Annotated in this window: 12 protein-coding genes and 6 tRNA genes; 10 read left to right on the forward strand and 8 right to left on the reverse strand. The window is 43.7% G+C overall.

Features of this window, described 5'->3' with window-relative positions; translation table 11 throughout:
* Window positions 1–11 precede the first annotated feature (11 nt).
* Window positions 12–1,100, forward strand: a complete 1,089-nt coding sequence (gene cysA / locus PXH59_RS01175; RefSeq protein WP_047767275.1) for a sulfate/thiosulfate ABC transporter ATP-binding protein CysA — start codon at window positions 12–14, stop codon at window positions 1,098–1,100.
* A 132-nt stretch (window positions 1,101–1,232) separates the two neighbouring features.
* On the forward strand, window positions 1,233–2,114 hold the full coding sequence (gene cysM, locus PXH59_RS01180) for a cysteine synthase CysM (RefSeq protein ID WP_285809960.1): 882 nt from the start codon (window positions 1,233–1,235) through the stop codon (window positions 2,112–2,114).
* Between the two features lie 149 nt (window positions 2,115–2,263).
* On the opposite strand, the gene crr is transcribed toward cysM, so the two are convergent.
* The 5 genes from crr to cysZ all read right to left on the reverse strand — a co-directional run bounded on the left by crr (window position 2,264) and on the right by cysZ (window position 7,329).
* On the reverse strand, window positions 2,264–2,773 hold the full coding sequence (gene crr, locus PXH59_RS01185; protein WP_047767273.1) for a PTS glucose transporter subunit IIA: 510 nt from the start codon (window positions 2,771–2,773) through the stop codon (window positions 2,264–2,266).
* 45 nt (window positions 2,774–2,818) lie between these two features.
* Window positions 2,819–4,546: a phosphoenolpyruvate-protein phosphotransferase PtsI gene (gene ptsI, locus PXH59_RS01190; RefSeq protein ID WP_285809961.1), complete on the reverse strand. Its 1,728-nt coding sequence runs from the start codon at window positions 4,544–4,546 to the stop codon at window positions 2,819–2,821.
* 125 nt (window positions 4,547–4,671) lie between these two features.
* The gene (gene ptsH, locus PXH59_RS01195; RefSeq protein WP_047767271.1) at window positions 4,672–4,929 is read right to left on the reverse strand and encodes a phosphocarrier protein Hpr; all 258 of its coding nucleotides are present in this window, start codon (window positions 4,927–4,929) and stop codon (window positions 4,672–4,674) included.
* A gap of 431 nt (window positions 4,930–5,360) precedes the next feature.
* Window positions 5,361–6,314 carry a cysteine synthase A gene (cysK, locus tag PXH59_RS01200; RefSeq protein WP_285809962.1) on the reverse strand — a complete coding sequence of 318 codons (954 nt, stop codon included), beginning with the start codon at window positions 6,312–6,314 and terminating at the stop codon, window positions 5,361–5,363.
* Between the two features lie 238 nt (window positions 6,315–6,552).
* A complete protein-coding gene (gene cysZ / locus PXH59_RS01205) occupies window positions 6,553–7,329 on the reverse strand; it encodes a sulfate transporter CysZ (protein WP_285809964.1) in 777 nt (258 codons plus the stop codon).
* A 220-nt stretch (window positions 7,330–7,549) separates the two neighbouring features.
* Between cysZ and zipA the strand changes: the two genes are divergently transcribed.
* From zipA to PXH59_RS01225, 4 genes are all read left to right on the forward strand, one after another.
* Complete coding sequence (gene zipA / locus PXH59_RS01210) at window positions 7,550–8,479, forward strand: cell division protein ZipA (protein WP_047767265.1); 930 nt, start codon at window positions 7,550–7,552, stop codon at window positions 8,477–8,479.
* Between the two features lie 61 nt (window positions 8,480–8,540).
* Complete coding sequence (gene ligA, locus PXH59_RS01215; RefSeq protein ID WP_285809966.1) at window positions 8,541–10,559, forward strand: NAD-dependent DNA ligase LigA; 2,019 nt, start codon at window positions 8,541–8,543, stop codon at window positions 10,557–10,559.
* Window positions 10,560–10,735: 176 nt separating this feature from the next.
* Window positions 10,736–11,926 (forward strand): NupC/NupG family nucleoside CNT transporter, encoded by a 1,191-nt coding sequence (locus PXH59_RS01220; RefSeq protein WP_285811842.1) that lies wholly within the window; start codon window positions 10,736–10,738, stop codon window positions 11,924–11,926.
* Window positions 11,927–12,021: 95 nt separating this feature from the next.
* Window positions 12,022–12,237 (forward strand): DUF3820 family protein, encoded by a 216-nt coding sequence (locus PXH59_RS01225; RefSeq protein WP_285811843.1) that lies wholly within the window; start codon window positions 12,022–12,024, stop codon window positions 12,235–12,237.
* 29 nt (window positions 12,238–12,266) lie between these two features.
* Here PXH59_RS01225 and PXH59_RS01230 read toward each other — a convergent pair.
* The 3 genes from PXH59_RS01230 to gltX all read right to left on the reverse strand — a co-directional run bounded on the left by PXH59_RS01230 (window position 12,267) and on the right by gltX (window position 14,101).
* Window positions 12,267–12,342 (reverse strand) — tRNA-Ala (locus tag PXH59_RS01230).
* 66 nt (window positions 12,343–12,408) lie between these two features.
* Window positions 12,409–12,484 (reverse strand) — tRNA-Ala (locus tag PXH59_RS01235).
* 201 nt (window positions 12,485–12,685) lie between these two features.
* Window positions 12,686–14,101 carry a glutamate--tRNA ligase gene (gltX, locus tag PXH59_RS01240; protein WP_285809967.1) on the reverse strand — a complete coding sequence of 472 codons (1,416 nt, stop codon included), beginning with the start codon at window positions 14,099–14,101 and terminating at the stop codon, window positions 12,686–12,688.
* 269 nt (window positions 14,102–14,370) lie between these two features.
* Here gltX and PXH59_RS01245 point away from each other — a divergent pair.
* The 4 genes from PXH59_RS01245 to PXH59_RS01260 all read left to right on the forward strand — a co-directional run bounded on the left by PXH59_RS01245 (window position 14,371) and on the right by PXH59_RS01260 (window position 14,799).
* A tRNA-Val gene (locus PXH59_RS01245) sits at window positions 14,371–14,446 on the forward strand.
* A gap of 34 nt (window positions 14,447–14,480) precedes the next feature.
* Window positions 14,481–14,556, forward strand: a tRNA-Val gene (locus PXH59_RS01250).
* 45 nt (window positions 14,557–14,601) lie between these two features.
* Window positions 14,602–14,677, forward strand: a tRNA-Val gene (locus PXH59_RS01255).
* 46 nt (window positions 14,678–14,723) lie between these two features.
* Window positions 14,724–14,799 (forward strand) — tRNA-Lys (locus tag PXH59_RS01260).
* The last annotated feature ends 30 nt before the right edge of the window (window positions 14,800–14,829 follow it).

The raw sequence follows: 14,829 nt of genomic DNA on the forward strand, positions 1-14,829 counted from the left end.
AGGAGCGGGATATGAGTATTGAAATCAATCAAATCAGTAAATCTTTTGGTCTATCTCAGATACTGAATGACATTTCACTGGATATCGAATCTGGGGAGATGGTCGCCCTGCTTGGTCCATCGGGTTCTGGCAAGACGACATTGTTGAGGATCATCGCAGGGCTGGAGCAGCAGAGTGCGGGCCAATTGAAATTCCACGGCCAGGATGTCAGCCGACTACATGCAAAAGATCGGCGTGTTGGGTTTGTATTCCAGCACTATGCCTTATTTCGCCATATGACGGTATTTGATAACGTGGCTTTTGGCCTGACGGTTCTTGCTCGTCGTCAGCGTCCCGGTGCTGAGGCGTTGCGTAGTAAGGTCATGGCATTGCTGGATATGGTGCAACTTGCCCATTTGGCAGAACGTTATCCGTCGCAACTTTCTGGTGGACAAAAACAGCGTGTAGCATTAGCAAGGGCATTGGCGGTTGAGCCACAGATCCTCTTATTGGATGAGCCTTTTGGTGCATTAGATGCTCAGGTTCGCATGGAGTTGCGTCGTTGGTTGCGCCAGCTGCATGAAGAATTGAAGTTTACCAGCGTATTTGTCACCCATGATCAGGAAGAGGCAATGGAGGTGGCTGACAGGGTGGTACTTATGAATCAAGGGCGCATTGAGCAGGTTGGTACTCCCCAGCAAGTATGGCATGAACCGGAGAGCCGATTCGTGCTTGAATTTATGGGGGAAATAAACAAACTGAATGGTGAAATTAAAGGTTCCCAACTCCGTATTGGCGGGAAAATTTTTCCATTGAATATCACACCGCTGCATCAAGGACGTGTTGATGTTTTTTTCCGACCCTGGGATATGATGCTGAGTGCCAGGCAAACACCGGCTTGCCCTTTGCCGGTACAAATCGTGGAAGTCAGCCCTCGCGGTCATTTTTTCCTGTTATCAGTGCAGCCGATAGGGTGGGGGGATGAATACCTGTCGGTGATTTGGCAGGATAATTCATCCATACCCGTTAGAGGAAATCACTATTTTATTGGGGGCACGGGTGCCCGCTTGTATGCGGGGAATTTACCCTTAAAAGTGTTGAGATTTGCTGAATCAGCCTGATTTAATTTACCTTTATATTGAATCCCTATTTTCCGTCATGCAAGGAAGTAGGGATTTTTTGCTTAATGTCTTGCTACAGTTTCCTTAATATGATTATTTGCTTATCCATTCTCATACGAACTAGGTAATGCTGTGGCAAGCTTGGAAGAATTTATAGGTAATACACCGCTGGTAAAATTACAGCGAATGACAGAAGGCATTGACGCTGAGATTTGGGTGAAGCTGGAAGGTAATAACCCGGCAGGTTCCGTAAAAGACAGGGCTGCGCTTTCGATGATCCTGCAAGCGGAATTGCGTGGGGAAATCGTCCCGGGTGATGTTTTGATTGAAGCAACGAGTGGTAATACCGGTATTGCACTGGCGATGATCGCGGCGGTAAAAGGATATCGCCTAAAATTATTGATGCCTGAAAATATGAGCGTTGAGAGACAGGCATCAATGCGGGCTTACGGTGCTGGGTTAATTTTAGTCAGTAAAGAATTGGGAATGGAAGGTGCGCGGGATTTGGCGCAAGAAATGGAGAAAAATGGGGAAGGAAAAGTTCTGGACCAATTTAATAATACGGATAATTCACTGGCTCATTTTAATACGACTGGCCCGGAAATTTGGCTGCAAACACAGGGGCGGATCACGCACTTTGTTTCCAGTATGGGAACGACAGGCACGATTACGGGGGTAAGCCGCTATTTGAAATCTCAGTCTGACAGAGTGAAAGTGACCGGATTACAACCTGCGGAAGAGAGTCATATTCCTGGTATTCGTCGTTGGACTCCAGCGTATATGCCCGGAATTTACCAGAAAGCGCTGGTGGATCAGGTCCTGGATATCACCCAAACGGAAGCGGAAGAGACTATGCGTTTGTTGGCGCAAAAGGAAGGTATTTTCTGTGGTGTCAGTTCTGGTGGGGCAGTCTCTGGGGCATTACGTATTGCTGCCGAAAACCCTGGTGCCGTCATTGTTGCGATTATTTGTGATCGTGGTGACAGGTACTTGTCTACAGGGGTATTTAATTAACCTTTTATCATTCGTAAAAAATCGTCCTGTTTTATCAGACACCCTGAACTGACTAGCCTGATAAAGCAGTGACGATTTACGAACAGTTCATCAATTAAAATGAATCGGTTAACAGAAAAAGAGGCACATATCCCGCAATGATTTTTCTGTTACTTTTTGATTCGCATGATGACTGACTCACCTACGACTACGGAGCCATTGACTTTCGTTAACTCTTTAATTTCATCCATGTTAGAAATAACCACAGGAGTTAAGGTTGATTTAGCTCTTTCTTCCAGAAATGCCAGATCAAACTCTAAAACCAAATCCCCTTTTTGTACCCGTTGACCTTCTTCGGCAATGCGTTTAAAACCTTCACCTTTCAGTTCAACGGTATCAATGCCAAAATGGACGAACAGCTCAATGCCACTATCAGATTCGATAGAAAAAGCATGATTAGTTTCGAAGATCTTACCAATGGTGCCATCAACAGGAGCGACAATTTTATTGCCGGTTGGTTTAATCGCGATACCATCACCGACGATTTTTTCGGCAAAAACAACATCTGGAACATCTTCGATGTTGACTATTTCACCTGACAATGGCGCGATAATTTCAATACTGCCACTATTTTTTTTATCGTCTGAAACCAGAGATTTCAATTTATCAAGCAGACCCATGAATCTTCTCCTAATTGTTTAATGGGACCGTATTCTGGCTAATTTTTAGCAGAGTGTTTTTTCTCTGGTAAAGGTGTCAACCAAATCCATCAATTCCTTTGCTGTTGGCTGAGTCAAGGCCTGCTCTGCCAGTGCTTTTGCATCATCATAATTAGTATTACGGATGATCTTTTTAATGCGTGGAATTGATATTGCACTCATGCTGAACTCATCCAACCCCATGCCCAGGAGCAACAGCGTGGCGCGTTCATCACCGGCAAGCTCTCCACACATGCCTGTCCATTTACCTTCGGCGTGTGAGGCATCAATAACCTGCTTGATTAAGCTCAGCACAGCTGGTGACATTGGGTTGTAGAGATGAGAAATCAGCTCATTACCACGGTCTACCGCAAGAGTATACTGAGTTAGATCGTTTGTCCCAATACTAAAAAAGTCAACCTCTTTTGCAAGATGATGAGCCATGGTTGCAGCAGCAGGCGTTTCCACCATGATGCCTACTTCAATCGATTCATCAAATGCTTTGTTTTCATTGCGTAATTGCTCTTTGAGTAACGTAAGCTCAACTTTCAATTCCCGAATTTCTTCAACTGAAATAATCATTGGGAACATAATGCGCAGTTTACCAAATGCAGAAGCTCTCAGGATAGCACGTAATTGAGAATGTAAGATCTCTTTACGGTCAAGGCAAATACGGATCGCGCGCCAGCCAAGGAATGGGTTCTCTTCTTTTGGCAGATTCATGTAAGGTAAGTCTTTATCGCCACCAATATCCATTGTACGAATAATGACGGCTTGATTACCAACAGCTTCTGCAACTGCTTTATAAGCTTCAAACTGTTCGTTTTCGGTTGGCAGAGAATCACGATCCATAAACAGAAATTCAGTACGGTATAAACCAATACCTTCGGCACCATTGCGTTCAGCGCCAGCAATGTCACGCACCGTACCGATATTGGCGCAAACCTCAACTTGGTGACCATCCAATGTGATGGCAGGTAAGTCTTTCAGCTTCGCCAGTTCGGTTTTTTCTGTCAGATACTCACTTTTCGCCGTTTTCAGTTTCTCGATTTCAGTATCAGATGGGTTCACATAAATGTGATTATTGACGGCATCCAGAATCAGGTAGCTGTCATTTTGGATTTGCTTGGTTGCATTGGTTGTGCCAACAATCGCCGGTAATTCCAGAGAGCGGGCCATAATGGAAGTGTGAGACGTTCGGCCACCAAGGTCAGTGATGAAACCTAATACCTTGTCCAGATTAAGTTGTGCGGTTTCTGATGGGGTCAGGTCACTGGCAACCAAGATGACTTCTTCTTCAATGGAACCTAAGTCGATAATTGGCATATCCAGAATATTTCTCAGTAAGCGCTTACCAATATCACGGACATCGGCGGCTCGCTCTTTCAAATATTCATCATCCAGTTCTTCCAGCGCATTGGCCTGATCTTCAATAACGGAATGAACGGCTGCATCTGCTGTTAACAGATTTTTTTTAATCAGTGTGATAATTTCCTGCTCTAGCTCTTCATCTTCCAGCAACATAATATGGCCTTCGAAGATTTCAGCCTTTTCTGCACCCAGATTTTTTTCGGCTGTTTCTCTAATGATCTCTAATTGTGCGGAAGATTTGTCACGGCCTTGCTTAAAGCGGGAAATTTCTTGTTCAACTTGTTCAGGAATAATTTTTTTATGATTGATAATGATGGGATCTTCTTTCAGTAATAACGCTTTACCGAAAGCAATGCCTGGTGATACTAAAATACCTGAAATCATATTATATGACCTTGACTGCGGGTGATTACCTTTCATTAAGACTTAGGGAAGACCCTAAATATCCCCAGATTTTATTGGCCTGGGGATAAACTGAATGGAATAGATTGGCTTAATTGAACGGACGATTATTCCAATTCACCCATTAATTTAACTAAATGTTCAACAGCCTGTTGTTCATCTTCGCCTTCAGCAGAAATCGTTACGACTGTACCTTGAGTCAATCCCAGCGTTTGTAATTTGAACAGGCTTTTTGCGCTGGCAGACTTGCCTCCAGAAGTCAGAGTAATGTCCGAAGCAAAGCCTTTTGCTTCTTTGACAAATTGTGCCGCAGGGCGAGTGTGGAGGCCATTGGGTGCAGTAATAGTAACTTCTTGCTGGAACATAGTATTTCCTCAATAACTTAAATATTCGTTGATAAGCCACAGAGAATTCCATTGGATATAGCTGAATTCTCTGTGGCTTATACGACCGTTAAAATGATAATGAAGTAAAGTGTATTCCCTTCGCTTTTCAAGTTATTGCGTGGTTAATTTTAACTTGAAATTTAGTGGGATTATAATAATCATTATCAAAAAATTAACATACTTGATGTACTCAATTGTTGATTTGGTGTTAATACACGCTATTCGAAGAATGCTTTAATTGAATAACGTCTGGTTGGCGATTAATTTCGTGCATCAAAATAATTACTGGTTAAATACTAAAGCTACCTGAATAAATCATCTAGGAAAGTTTTAAACTTTGATCTGATGCACAAAAAAGCACCCTGGAGGTGCCTTTTTGTCAATGTAGTGAAAAATTCTAAGTATAATTTTTACTCACTGAGTAAGTCAGCAAACAGGGCTGTACTGAGATAACGTTCAGCTGATGAAGGCAAAATCACCACGATGTTTTTGTCTTTGTAGGCTTCTTCTTGCGCTATTTTGACAGCCGCTGCAACAGCGGCCCCTGAAGAAATACCGGCAAGAATTCCTTCTTTTTCAGTAACTTCTCGTGCAACTTGCATCGCTTCTTCATTGCTGATTTTAAATACACGGTCAACTAATGTTAAATCTAAGTTATCAGGAATGAAACCAGCACCAATTCCCTGAATTTTATGTGGGCCTGGTTTAAGTTCTTCACCCGCCAATTTTTGGCTGATAACAGGTGAACTTTCGGGTTCTACCGCAACGATAGTAACGTGTTTGCCCTGCGTATTTTTTAAGTAACGGGCAACCCCCGTGATTGTGCCGCCAGTTCCTACGCCAGCAACAAAAACGTCTACATTACCATCGGTATCTTCCCAAATTTCAGGGCCAGTGGTTTTTTCATGAATTTCCGGGTTGGCAGGATTACTGAATTGTTGCAGAAGGATATAATGGTCAGGATTGCTGTCACGGATTTCGTTGGCTTTCTCAATCGCGCCTTTCATGCCTTTTGCACCTTCGGTCAGCACCAAATTTGCGCCGAGTACTTTCAGCAATTTACGCCGTTCAAGGCTCATTGTTTCAGGCATGGTCAGTGTCAGCTTATAACCACGAGCCGCGGCAACATAGGCAAGTGCAATCCCTGTATTACCACTGGTTGGCTCGATAAGTTCTTTATCTTTGGTCAGAATGCCACGTTTTTCAGCATCCCAAATCATATTGGCACCAATGCGGCATTTGACACTAAAACTGGGGTTACGGGATTCTACTTTTGCCAAAATGCGGCCATTTGCGAAATTTTTTAAACGTACTAGCGGAGTGTGACCAATAGTCAACGAATTATCTTCATAAATTTTGCTCATTGTTCGATTGCCCCTAACATACCGTAAATACTGATTAACCATACGCTAACATCCTATTTATGGAAATAAGGTTTCAGTCTATTCTTATTATATAAAAGAATAATTGATGGTCATTTTATATTCTTCTGATTATTTAAGATTGGCATGAATTTTTAAACAAAGCCCTCTGATATGCTTATAATTTGTCAGGGGCTTTGTTTGATGTAGTAGGCAGAAAAGTAGTCAACAGGCGGCTAAATTAGTTTGCTGATGTGCGATTCAGGGCATGTTGAGCATGGTAGCGATCAACCCACATCGCAGTAGCTCCACAAACCGCAACGGGCATGATAAACAGGTTCACAAGCGGGATCATAGTCAGAATGCTGACTGCTGCGCCGAATTGCAGGTTCTTTATTTTATTTTGGCGTAACGTATTACGCATGGTGGTAAAACTGACTTTATGGTTATCAAACGGATAATCACAATATTGGATTGTCAGCATCCAGGCACTGAAAATAAACCAAAGGAGGGGAGCGACGGTTTGGCCTATTCCTGGAATGAAGTAAAGTAACAGTAGGATAAATGCACGCGGAATATAGTAAAGAATTTTCACGCCTTCGCGTTTCAAAATACGGGGCGTGTCTTTGAGTAAGTCAATAACGCCAGTATCAGGTGTCGGAATGCCTGTTAAGTCAGCCTCCAGTTTTTCTGCCAGCAAGCCGTTGAATGGTGAAGCGATAAAATTCGCCAGTGTACTGAAAAAATAAGTAAAAAACAGCAGGATAGAGATAACTGCAATTGGCCAAATTAAATAGCTTAACCATTGCATCCAGTCTGGTATTTTATCGAGAGTCCATTGTATCCAGTCACCCAGTTTATGGTATAGCCACCAAAATGAACCCCCCAGCAATAAGATGTTAGCCAATAAAGGTAATAAAACGAATCTCTTAATGCCAGGACGGGTTATTAGTTGCCAACCTTGGGCAATATAGTGAAATCCACTCGCATGTTTTGGCAATTTTGTCGAATTCGTCATATTTTCTTATTCTCTCTTAGATGATTGAGACGGTATGATATAGGCAGGATTTTCTACTGACCAGTCGTTTTATGAGTAAAAAACATCCGAAAAAACAGAGAAATTCTCTCATTATGGTAAGAAAAGTATGTAGAGACTTGCACTTGTCCTATTTGACAAATACTCTTATCTAAAGAATATTCCGCCGTGATGGCAATTAATTTAAACAACAGAGATAGCAATGATGCAGGATTTGCGTCTGATATTAATCGTTGTTGGTGCGATAGCCATAATAGCTTTGCTATTACATGGGTTGTGGACCAGCCGTAAAGAGCGTTCATCACTCTTTCGTGATCGCCCAGTTAAACGTCATAAACAGGGGCAGCAGGAAGAGCAAAAGGATGATGATGGCGATGAACAGTTTGATAATATGCCAAAATCGAATGTTCAGGAGTCGGCCAAACCGCAGACTGAACATCGTGTAGAGCCGGTTATCGAACGTCATGCGTCAGAATCGTCGGCCATAGTGCCTGATGATGGTACTGATCCTTTACTTGCCAGGCATCAATCTGATGCTTCTACAGTCAAGGTGAAAGATGTCGATGATCAACAGGAAGAACCACAACTTGGCTTGTTTGATCCGATTGAACCCGTTGCATCGAAAGAGGCCAGGGTAGCAGACTCTGATGTTGTGGAAGGGCAGCCAAAAGCAGCGAAAAATGAAGCACAGTCTAAATCTGAACAGACTAAAAAAGAGACCGTGTTGGTGTTGCATGTGGCCGCTCATCATGGGCAGGAGCTGAATGGTGAAGTACTGTTCCAAAGCGTTTTACAGGCAGGCTTCCGGTTTGGTGAGATGAATATTTTTCATCGCCATCTAAACCCATCGGGTAGCGGTGCTGTGTTATTCAGTTTAGCTAACATGGTAAAACCTGGTTCGTTTGACCCAGACCAAATGGTCGATTTCACTACTCCTGGCGTTTCCATATTTATGCTTGTGCCTTCATATGGTGATTCCCATCAGAATTTTAAACTGATGTTACAGGCGGCACAGCGCATCGCTGCTGATGTGGGAGGTATAGTTCTGGATGGTGAACGCAAATTGCTGACACCACAGATGATCGAACTCTATAAGGCGCGTATCCGTGATACGCTCAATGTCAGTGAATAACCCCTCTTTTTTAGTATCAAGCCCCCGCTAGTCGGGGGTTTTTCATCTCTGGTGGTAAGTCATGGAAAATATTATCCAAAAAATCAATGAATTAAAAACAACATTACGTCATCACGAATATTTGTATCATGTTATGGATGCGCCAGAGATCCCTGATGCAGAATATGATCGTCTGATGAGAGAATTAAAAGCGCTGGAAGAGCAGCATCCAGAACAGGTGACTGCGGATTCTCCTACCCAGCGAGTGGGAGCAGCACCGTTAACGGCGTTTGAGCAGGTACGCCATGAGATCCCTATGTTGTCTCTGGACAACGTATTTGATGAAGAGAGCTATCTGGCATTTGACAAACGCGTTCGTGATCGTCTGAAAGATGGCCAGGATTTGGTGTTTTGTTGTGAGCTAAAACTTGATGGTTTGGCGGTCAGTTTGCTGTATGAAAATGGGGAATTGGTACAAGCTGCGACTCGTGGCGATGGGACAACGGGGGAGAATATTACCGCCAACGTCCGTACTATTTGTGCCATTCCTTTGCGTTTGAAAGGGGATAATATTCCCGCCCGCGTCGAAATCCGTGGTGAAGTCTTTATGAAACAAGCCGGGTTTGAAAGATTCAATGAAGAAGCGCGTCGTACAGGAAATAAAGTCTTCGCCAATCCCCGCAATGCGGCGGCTGGATCATTGCGCCAGCTCGACCCCCGCATTACTGCCAGGCGTCCACTGACTTTCTATTGCTATGGGGTTGGTGTGCTGGAAGGCGGAGAGTTACCAGCAAGTCACTATGAACGCCTGATGCAATTCAAGCGGTGGGGACTGCCTGTCAATGACAACGTGAAGTTATGCCAGGGCACTCAACGGGTGATGGATTTTTACCGTGACATTGAGCAGAAGCGGCCGACACTAGGCTTTGATATTGATGGAATTGTCGTCAAGGTTGATTCCCTCGAATTACAGGAAAGGTTGGGCTTTGTTGCCCGAGCGCCACGTTGGGCGACGGCTTTCAAGTTTCCGGCTCAAGAGCAGATGACTGTCATCCGTGATGTCGAGTTTCAGGTAGGGCGTACTGGCGCCATTACGCCGGTTGCTCGTCTGGAGCCTGTATTGGTGGCAGGTGTTACGGTGAGTAATGCCACGCTGCATAATGCAGATGAAATTGAACGTCTGGGACTGCGTATTGGTGATACGGTGATTATTCGTCGTGCCGGAGATGTTATCCCGCAAGTCGTGGGCGTTGTTTATGAAAACAGGCCAGCAGAAACTCAGGAAGTGATTTTTCCCGCACATTGTCCGGTTTGTGGCTCCGATATAGAGCGTGTCGAAGGTGAAGCAGTCGCTCGTTGTACAGGAGGCTTGTTCTGCGCAGCGCAGCGCAAAGAGGCACTGAAACATTTTGTTTCCCGTCGTGCTATGGATGTTGATGGCATGGGCGAAAAAATTATTGAGCAGCTTGTGGATAAAGAGTATGTCAAAACGCCAGCTGAACTTTTCCGACTGACAGCCGGGAAACTAACAGGTCTTGAGCGAATGGGACCTAAATCTGCGCAAAATATCATTAATGCCTTGGAGAAAGCGAAGAAAACCACTTTTGCACGCTTTATTTACTCTTTGGGTATTCGTGAAGTTGGCGAAGCGACAGCCGCCAACCTGGTTGCCCATTTTGGCACGTTAGAAAAATTACGTGCAGCGGACATGGAGGCACTGATTGCGGTGCAAGATGTGGGAAGTGTTGTTGCCCGCCATGTTGTGAATTTCTTTAATGAGCCACACAATCAGGTGGTGATTGATGATCTGGTTAACAATATTGGTATTCATTGGGAATCGACTGAAAGCCTGAACTTTGATGAAGTCGATAGTCCATTTGCTGGCAAGACAGTCGTATTGACGGGTTCACTGAACCGTTTATCCCGAGACGAAGCTAAAGATAAGCTGACAGCTTTAGGCGCAAAAGTGACAGGAAGCGTGTCTAAGAAAACAGATCTGGTTATTGCAGGTGAAGCTGCGGGTTCCAAATTAGCTAAGGCTAATGAGCTGGGAATTTACGTTATTGATGAAGAGGAAATGCTCCGTTTATTAGGTGAATAATATGTCTTCTATTTAGGGAGGTGATTATTAAAGTGTGATCGGGTTAGCTAAATAGAGATATGTAACCACCTAAATAGTAAATTGGTGCGACAGTAATCAAAATTTACTATCATGTGTTGCATAAAATACAGATGTAAATTTGCACAGAATCGTGTTTGGAGTTCTTCTTTATGGCTATATCTCATGTTTTACATTTTTTACTCGCATTAGTGGTCATTGGCGGCCTGGCAGTTTTGGCAAGTAATAACCGGAAGAATATTAAGATTCGTTATATTATTCAGTTGCTGATAATCGAACTCTTTCTGGCCTGGTTCTTCCTGAATTCTAACGTCGGTTTGAAAGTCGTTAAAGGATTTGACGATTTATTTGTCCATCTATTGTCTTATGCAGAGAAAGGGACCAGTTTTGTTTTTGGTGGCATGATAGAAGCGAATCTGGCTTTTTTCTTCCTGAATGTATTGTGTCCTATCATTTTTATCTCCGCCCTGATTGGTATTTTGCAACACATCAAAGTACTACCCATTGTCATTCGTGTAATAGGTACAGTGCTGTCTAAAATTAACGGCATGGGTAAACTGGAATCATTTAATGCGGTCAGTTCATTGATTCTGGGGCAATCAGAGAATTTTATTGCTTATAAAAATGTGCTGGGCAAAATGTCTGAGCGTCGGATGTATACGATGGCGGCAACGGCAATGTCTACCGTATCTATGGCTATCGTCGGTGCTTACATGACGATGCTGGATGCAAAATATGTGGTTGCGGCACTGATCCTCAACATGTTCAGCACTTTTATCATCTTATCTCTCATCAATCCTTACTCTGTTGAGAATGAAGAAGATATCCATATGAGCAACCTCCACGAAGGGCAAAGTTTCTTTGAAATGCTGGGCGATTATATTCTGGCGGGTTTCAAGGTTGCTTTGATTGTCACTGCGATGTTGATCGGTTTTATTGCCTTGATTGCAGGAATTAATGCAATTTTCCATCTGGTATTTGGTATTACTTTCCAGGAGTGTATGGGATATGTGTTTTATCCGTTTGCATGGATCATTGGTATTCCAAGTGATGAAGCGCTGAAAGTCGGCAGTATCATGGCAACCAAGTTAGTTTCTAACGAATTTGTGGCGATGCAGAGCCTGCAAGGGATGTCTGCTCAACTAAGTGAACATTCGAAAGGTATTCTGTCCGTATTTTTGGTTTCTTTCGCTAACTTCAGTTCCATTGGGATTATTTCTGGTGCTGTGAAAGGGCTGGATGAACAACAAGGTAATGCTGTTGCGCGCTTTGGCTTGAAATTGCTGTTTGGTTCAACGCTGGTGAGTTTCCTGTCCGCAGCAATTACCGGACTGATTTTGAGCGTCTAATCTGTTTCATTGGATTTGATAAAAAAACAATCGAAAGTGGCATCCTGGCAGATGCCACTTTTTTATATTCATAATGAGATAATAAGGCTGATATGATGAACAAAGAAAACTTGTTGGCAATAGCCAATACAGCTATGCCATTTGGTAAATACAAAGGGCGAATGCTAATTGATTTGCCGGAAGAGTATTTACTTTGGTTTGCCCGCAAGGGGGAGTTCCCACAGGGAAAACTGGGAAAGTTGATGGAAATGACGCTTGCAATAAAAATTGAAGGATTGGGCGGGTTGGTAAAACCGTTGAAAAATCCCTGAAAACTTACGTCTTCAGGGATTGAGAATTTTGGTGGAGCTAAGCGGGATCGAACCGCTGACCTCTTGCATGCCATGCAAGCGCTCTCCCAGCTGAGCTATAGCCCCACAAATAGGGTTCAGGTTTTGAATACCAGATACCGATTACTCTGATGAATAAGTAAGATAGGTATTTGGTGGAGCTAAGCGGGATCGAACCGCTGACCTCTTGCATGCCATGCAAGCGCTCTCCCAGCTGAGCTATAGCCCCAAATCAAAATCCTGTAGAACGGGGCGAATCATATGAAAACCGGAGAACTCTGTCAATGAATTCATTAATCTTCTCCGTGTAAGCGCTGAAAAAGCCGCCAATGACCCGTTTTGAGGACAAAAATCAAGGCACTGTAATAAGTTGAGTGCCTTGATTATTCACGCTACGTTATGACGTAACATCGGTAAATGATTATTTATTTTATTGCGCTTCACGCTGGGCAATATAAGCCAGAGCCTGATCAATACGAGCTAATGAACGTGCCTGGTTAACTGCATGGATTGTTACATCAACGCTTGGAGACTGACCCGCACCTGTAACAGCAACACGCAGTGGCATACCGACTTTACCCATGCCAACGTCCAGTTCGTCAGCCGTCGCCTGAATAGCGTGATGGATATTCTCAGGGGTCCATTCGGTAATAGCGGCCAGTTTCGCCCGGGCAACGTCTAATGGCTGGCGAGCAACCGGGCGCAGATGTTTTTTCGCCGCATCTGCATCAAATTCGGCAAATTCTTCATAGAAATAACGGCAAGATTCAGCCATTTCTTTCAGCGTCTTACAGCGCTCACCTAACAGTTTGATCAAATCAACCAGTTCTGGACCCGTGCGAGTATCAATACCTTGCTGTTCAATATGCCAGGCTAAATGTACAGCAACTTTTTCTGCTGGCAGGGTATTGATGTAGTGATGGTTCAACCATTGCAGTTTTTCCGTATTGAATGCACTGGCAGATTTACTGATGGCATCAAGGCTGAACAGTGCAGTCATCTCTTCAATGCTGAAAATTTCCTGATCGCCATGTGACCAGCCCAGACGAACCAGATAGTTCAACAGGGCTTCTGGCAGATAACCATCATCACGGTATTGCATTACGCTGACAGCGCCGTGGCGCTTGGACAGTTTTTTACCATCGTCGCCGAGGATCATAGAAACATGGGCATATTCCGGGACAGGTGCGCCAAGCGCTTTCAGGATATTGATCTGACGTGGGGTATTGTTGATATGATCTTCACCACGAATAACATGGGTAATTTCCATATCCCAATCATCAATGACCACACAGAAGTTATAAGTTGGTGAGCCGTCGGTACGGCGAATGATCAAATCGTCCAGTTCCTGGTTACTGAATTCAATCGGGCCACGAATACTGTCATTAAAAACGACAGAACCTTCTTGTGGGTTGCGGAAACGCACAACATGTGGCTCATCGTGACTGTGCTGGCACTCGTTATCACAGCATTTTCCGTCATAACGTGGCTTTTCACCATTAGCCATCTGAGTTTCACGCAATTGTTCCAAACGCTCTTTAGAGCAATAGCAGCGGTAAGCAGTACCTTGCTCTAACATTTCGTCAATAACCTGGTTATAACGGTCGAAACGTTTGGTCTGGTAATAAGGGCCTTCATCCCAATTCAGATTTAACCAGTTCATCCCGTCCATAATTGCATCGATGGCTTCTTGGGTAGAACGTTCCAGATCGGTATCTTCGATGCGAAGAACAAATTCCCCTTTATTGTGGCGACTGTATAACCAGGAATAAAGAGCAGTACGCGCACCACCAACATGCAGATAGCCAGTAGGACTTGGTGCAAAACGGGTTTTAATTTTACTCATCAGGAATTGCCTTAATTACGTTTCTCTTTATTAGAGAGCGTGTTGGATGATTGAAGTAACAACAGTGGGGGGTATTTTATCACTGCACTTCAATTCCTCAATGGCGTTAACGGCAGGTTATTGAGAAAAGCTAAAATAACCCATCTGAATGATACCATAACGTGATTACAATTATTTCATTCTGTTTAATTTTACGACGAACGATTGTTTTAGTGATAAAAAGCGTTGACTCACTTCGAACTATCCCTATAATGCGACTCCATCACGACGGGCGATTAGCTCAGTTGGTAGAGCATCTCCCTTACAAGGAGGGGGTCATCAGTTCGAATCTGGTATCGCCCACCATATTTCTCGTAGTGATAAAAATGATTTTATGATTGGGCGATTAGCTCAGTTGGTAGAGCATCTCCCTTACAAGGAGGGGGTCATCAGTTCGAATCTGGTATCGCCCACCAATCATAAATCAGTGGTATTGATGTCGTTAATAGTCATCGTGAAGTGGGCGATTAGCTCAGTTGGTAGAGCATCTCCCTTACAAGGAGGGGGTCATCAGTTCGAATCTGGTATCGCCCACCACTTCATCGGGTTGTTTCGTCTCCAGTATCACATTGATATTTAGAATGGGTCGTTAGCTCAGTCGGTAGAGCAGTTGACTTTTAATCAATTGGTCGCAGGTTCGAATCCTGCACGACCCACCATTCAAATATCAAAATCAAAATTATCTAATT

This window comes from Xenorhabdus bakwenae (genome assembly GCF_030272115.1).
GTDB lineage: Bacteria > Pseudomonadota > Gammaproteobacteria > Enterobacterales > Enterobacteriaceae > Xenorhabdus > Xenorhabdus bakwenae.

Excerpts from the sequence above, each read along its gene's own strand:
- cysA (WP_047767275.1), top strand. The coding sequence starts at position 12 with ATGAGTATTGAAATCAATCAAATCAGTAAATCTTTTGGTCTATCTCAG.
- crr (WP_047767273.1), bottom strand. The coding sequence starts at position 2,773 with ATGGGTCTGCTTGATAAATTGAAATCTCTGGTTTCAGACGATAAAAAA.
- ptsI (WP_285809961.1), bottom strand. The coding sequence starts at position 4,546 with ATGATTTCAGGTATTTTAGTATCACCAGGCATTGCTTTCGGTAAAGCG.
- ptsH (WP_047767271.1), bottom strand. The coding sequence starts at position 4,929 with ATGTTCCAGCAAGAAGTTACTATTACTGCACCCAATGGCCTCCACACT.
- cysK (WP_285809962.1), bottom strand. The coding sequence starts at position 6,314 with ATGAGCAAAATTTATGAAGATAATTCGTTGACTATTGGTCACACTCCG.
- cysZ (WP_285809964.1), bottom strand. The coding sequence starts at position 7,329 with ATGACGAATTCGACAAAATTGCCAAAACATGCGAGTGGATTTCACTAT.
- zipA (WP_047767265.1), top strand. The coding sequence starts at position 7,550 with ATGATGCAGGATTTGCGTCTGATATTAATCGTTGTTGGTGCGATAGCC.
- ligA (WP_285809966.1), top strand. The coding sequence starts at position 8,541 with ATGGAAAATATTATCCAAAAAATCAATGAATTAAAAACAACATTACGT.
- PXH59_RS01225 (WP_285811843.1), top strand. The coding sequence starts at position 12,022 with ATGAACAAAGAAAACTTGTTGGCAATAGCCAATACAGCTATGCCATTT.
- gltX (WP_285809967.1), bottom strand. The coding sequence starts at position 14,101 with ATGAGTAAAATTAAAACCCGTTTTGCACCAAGTCCTACTGGCTATCTG.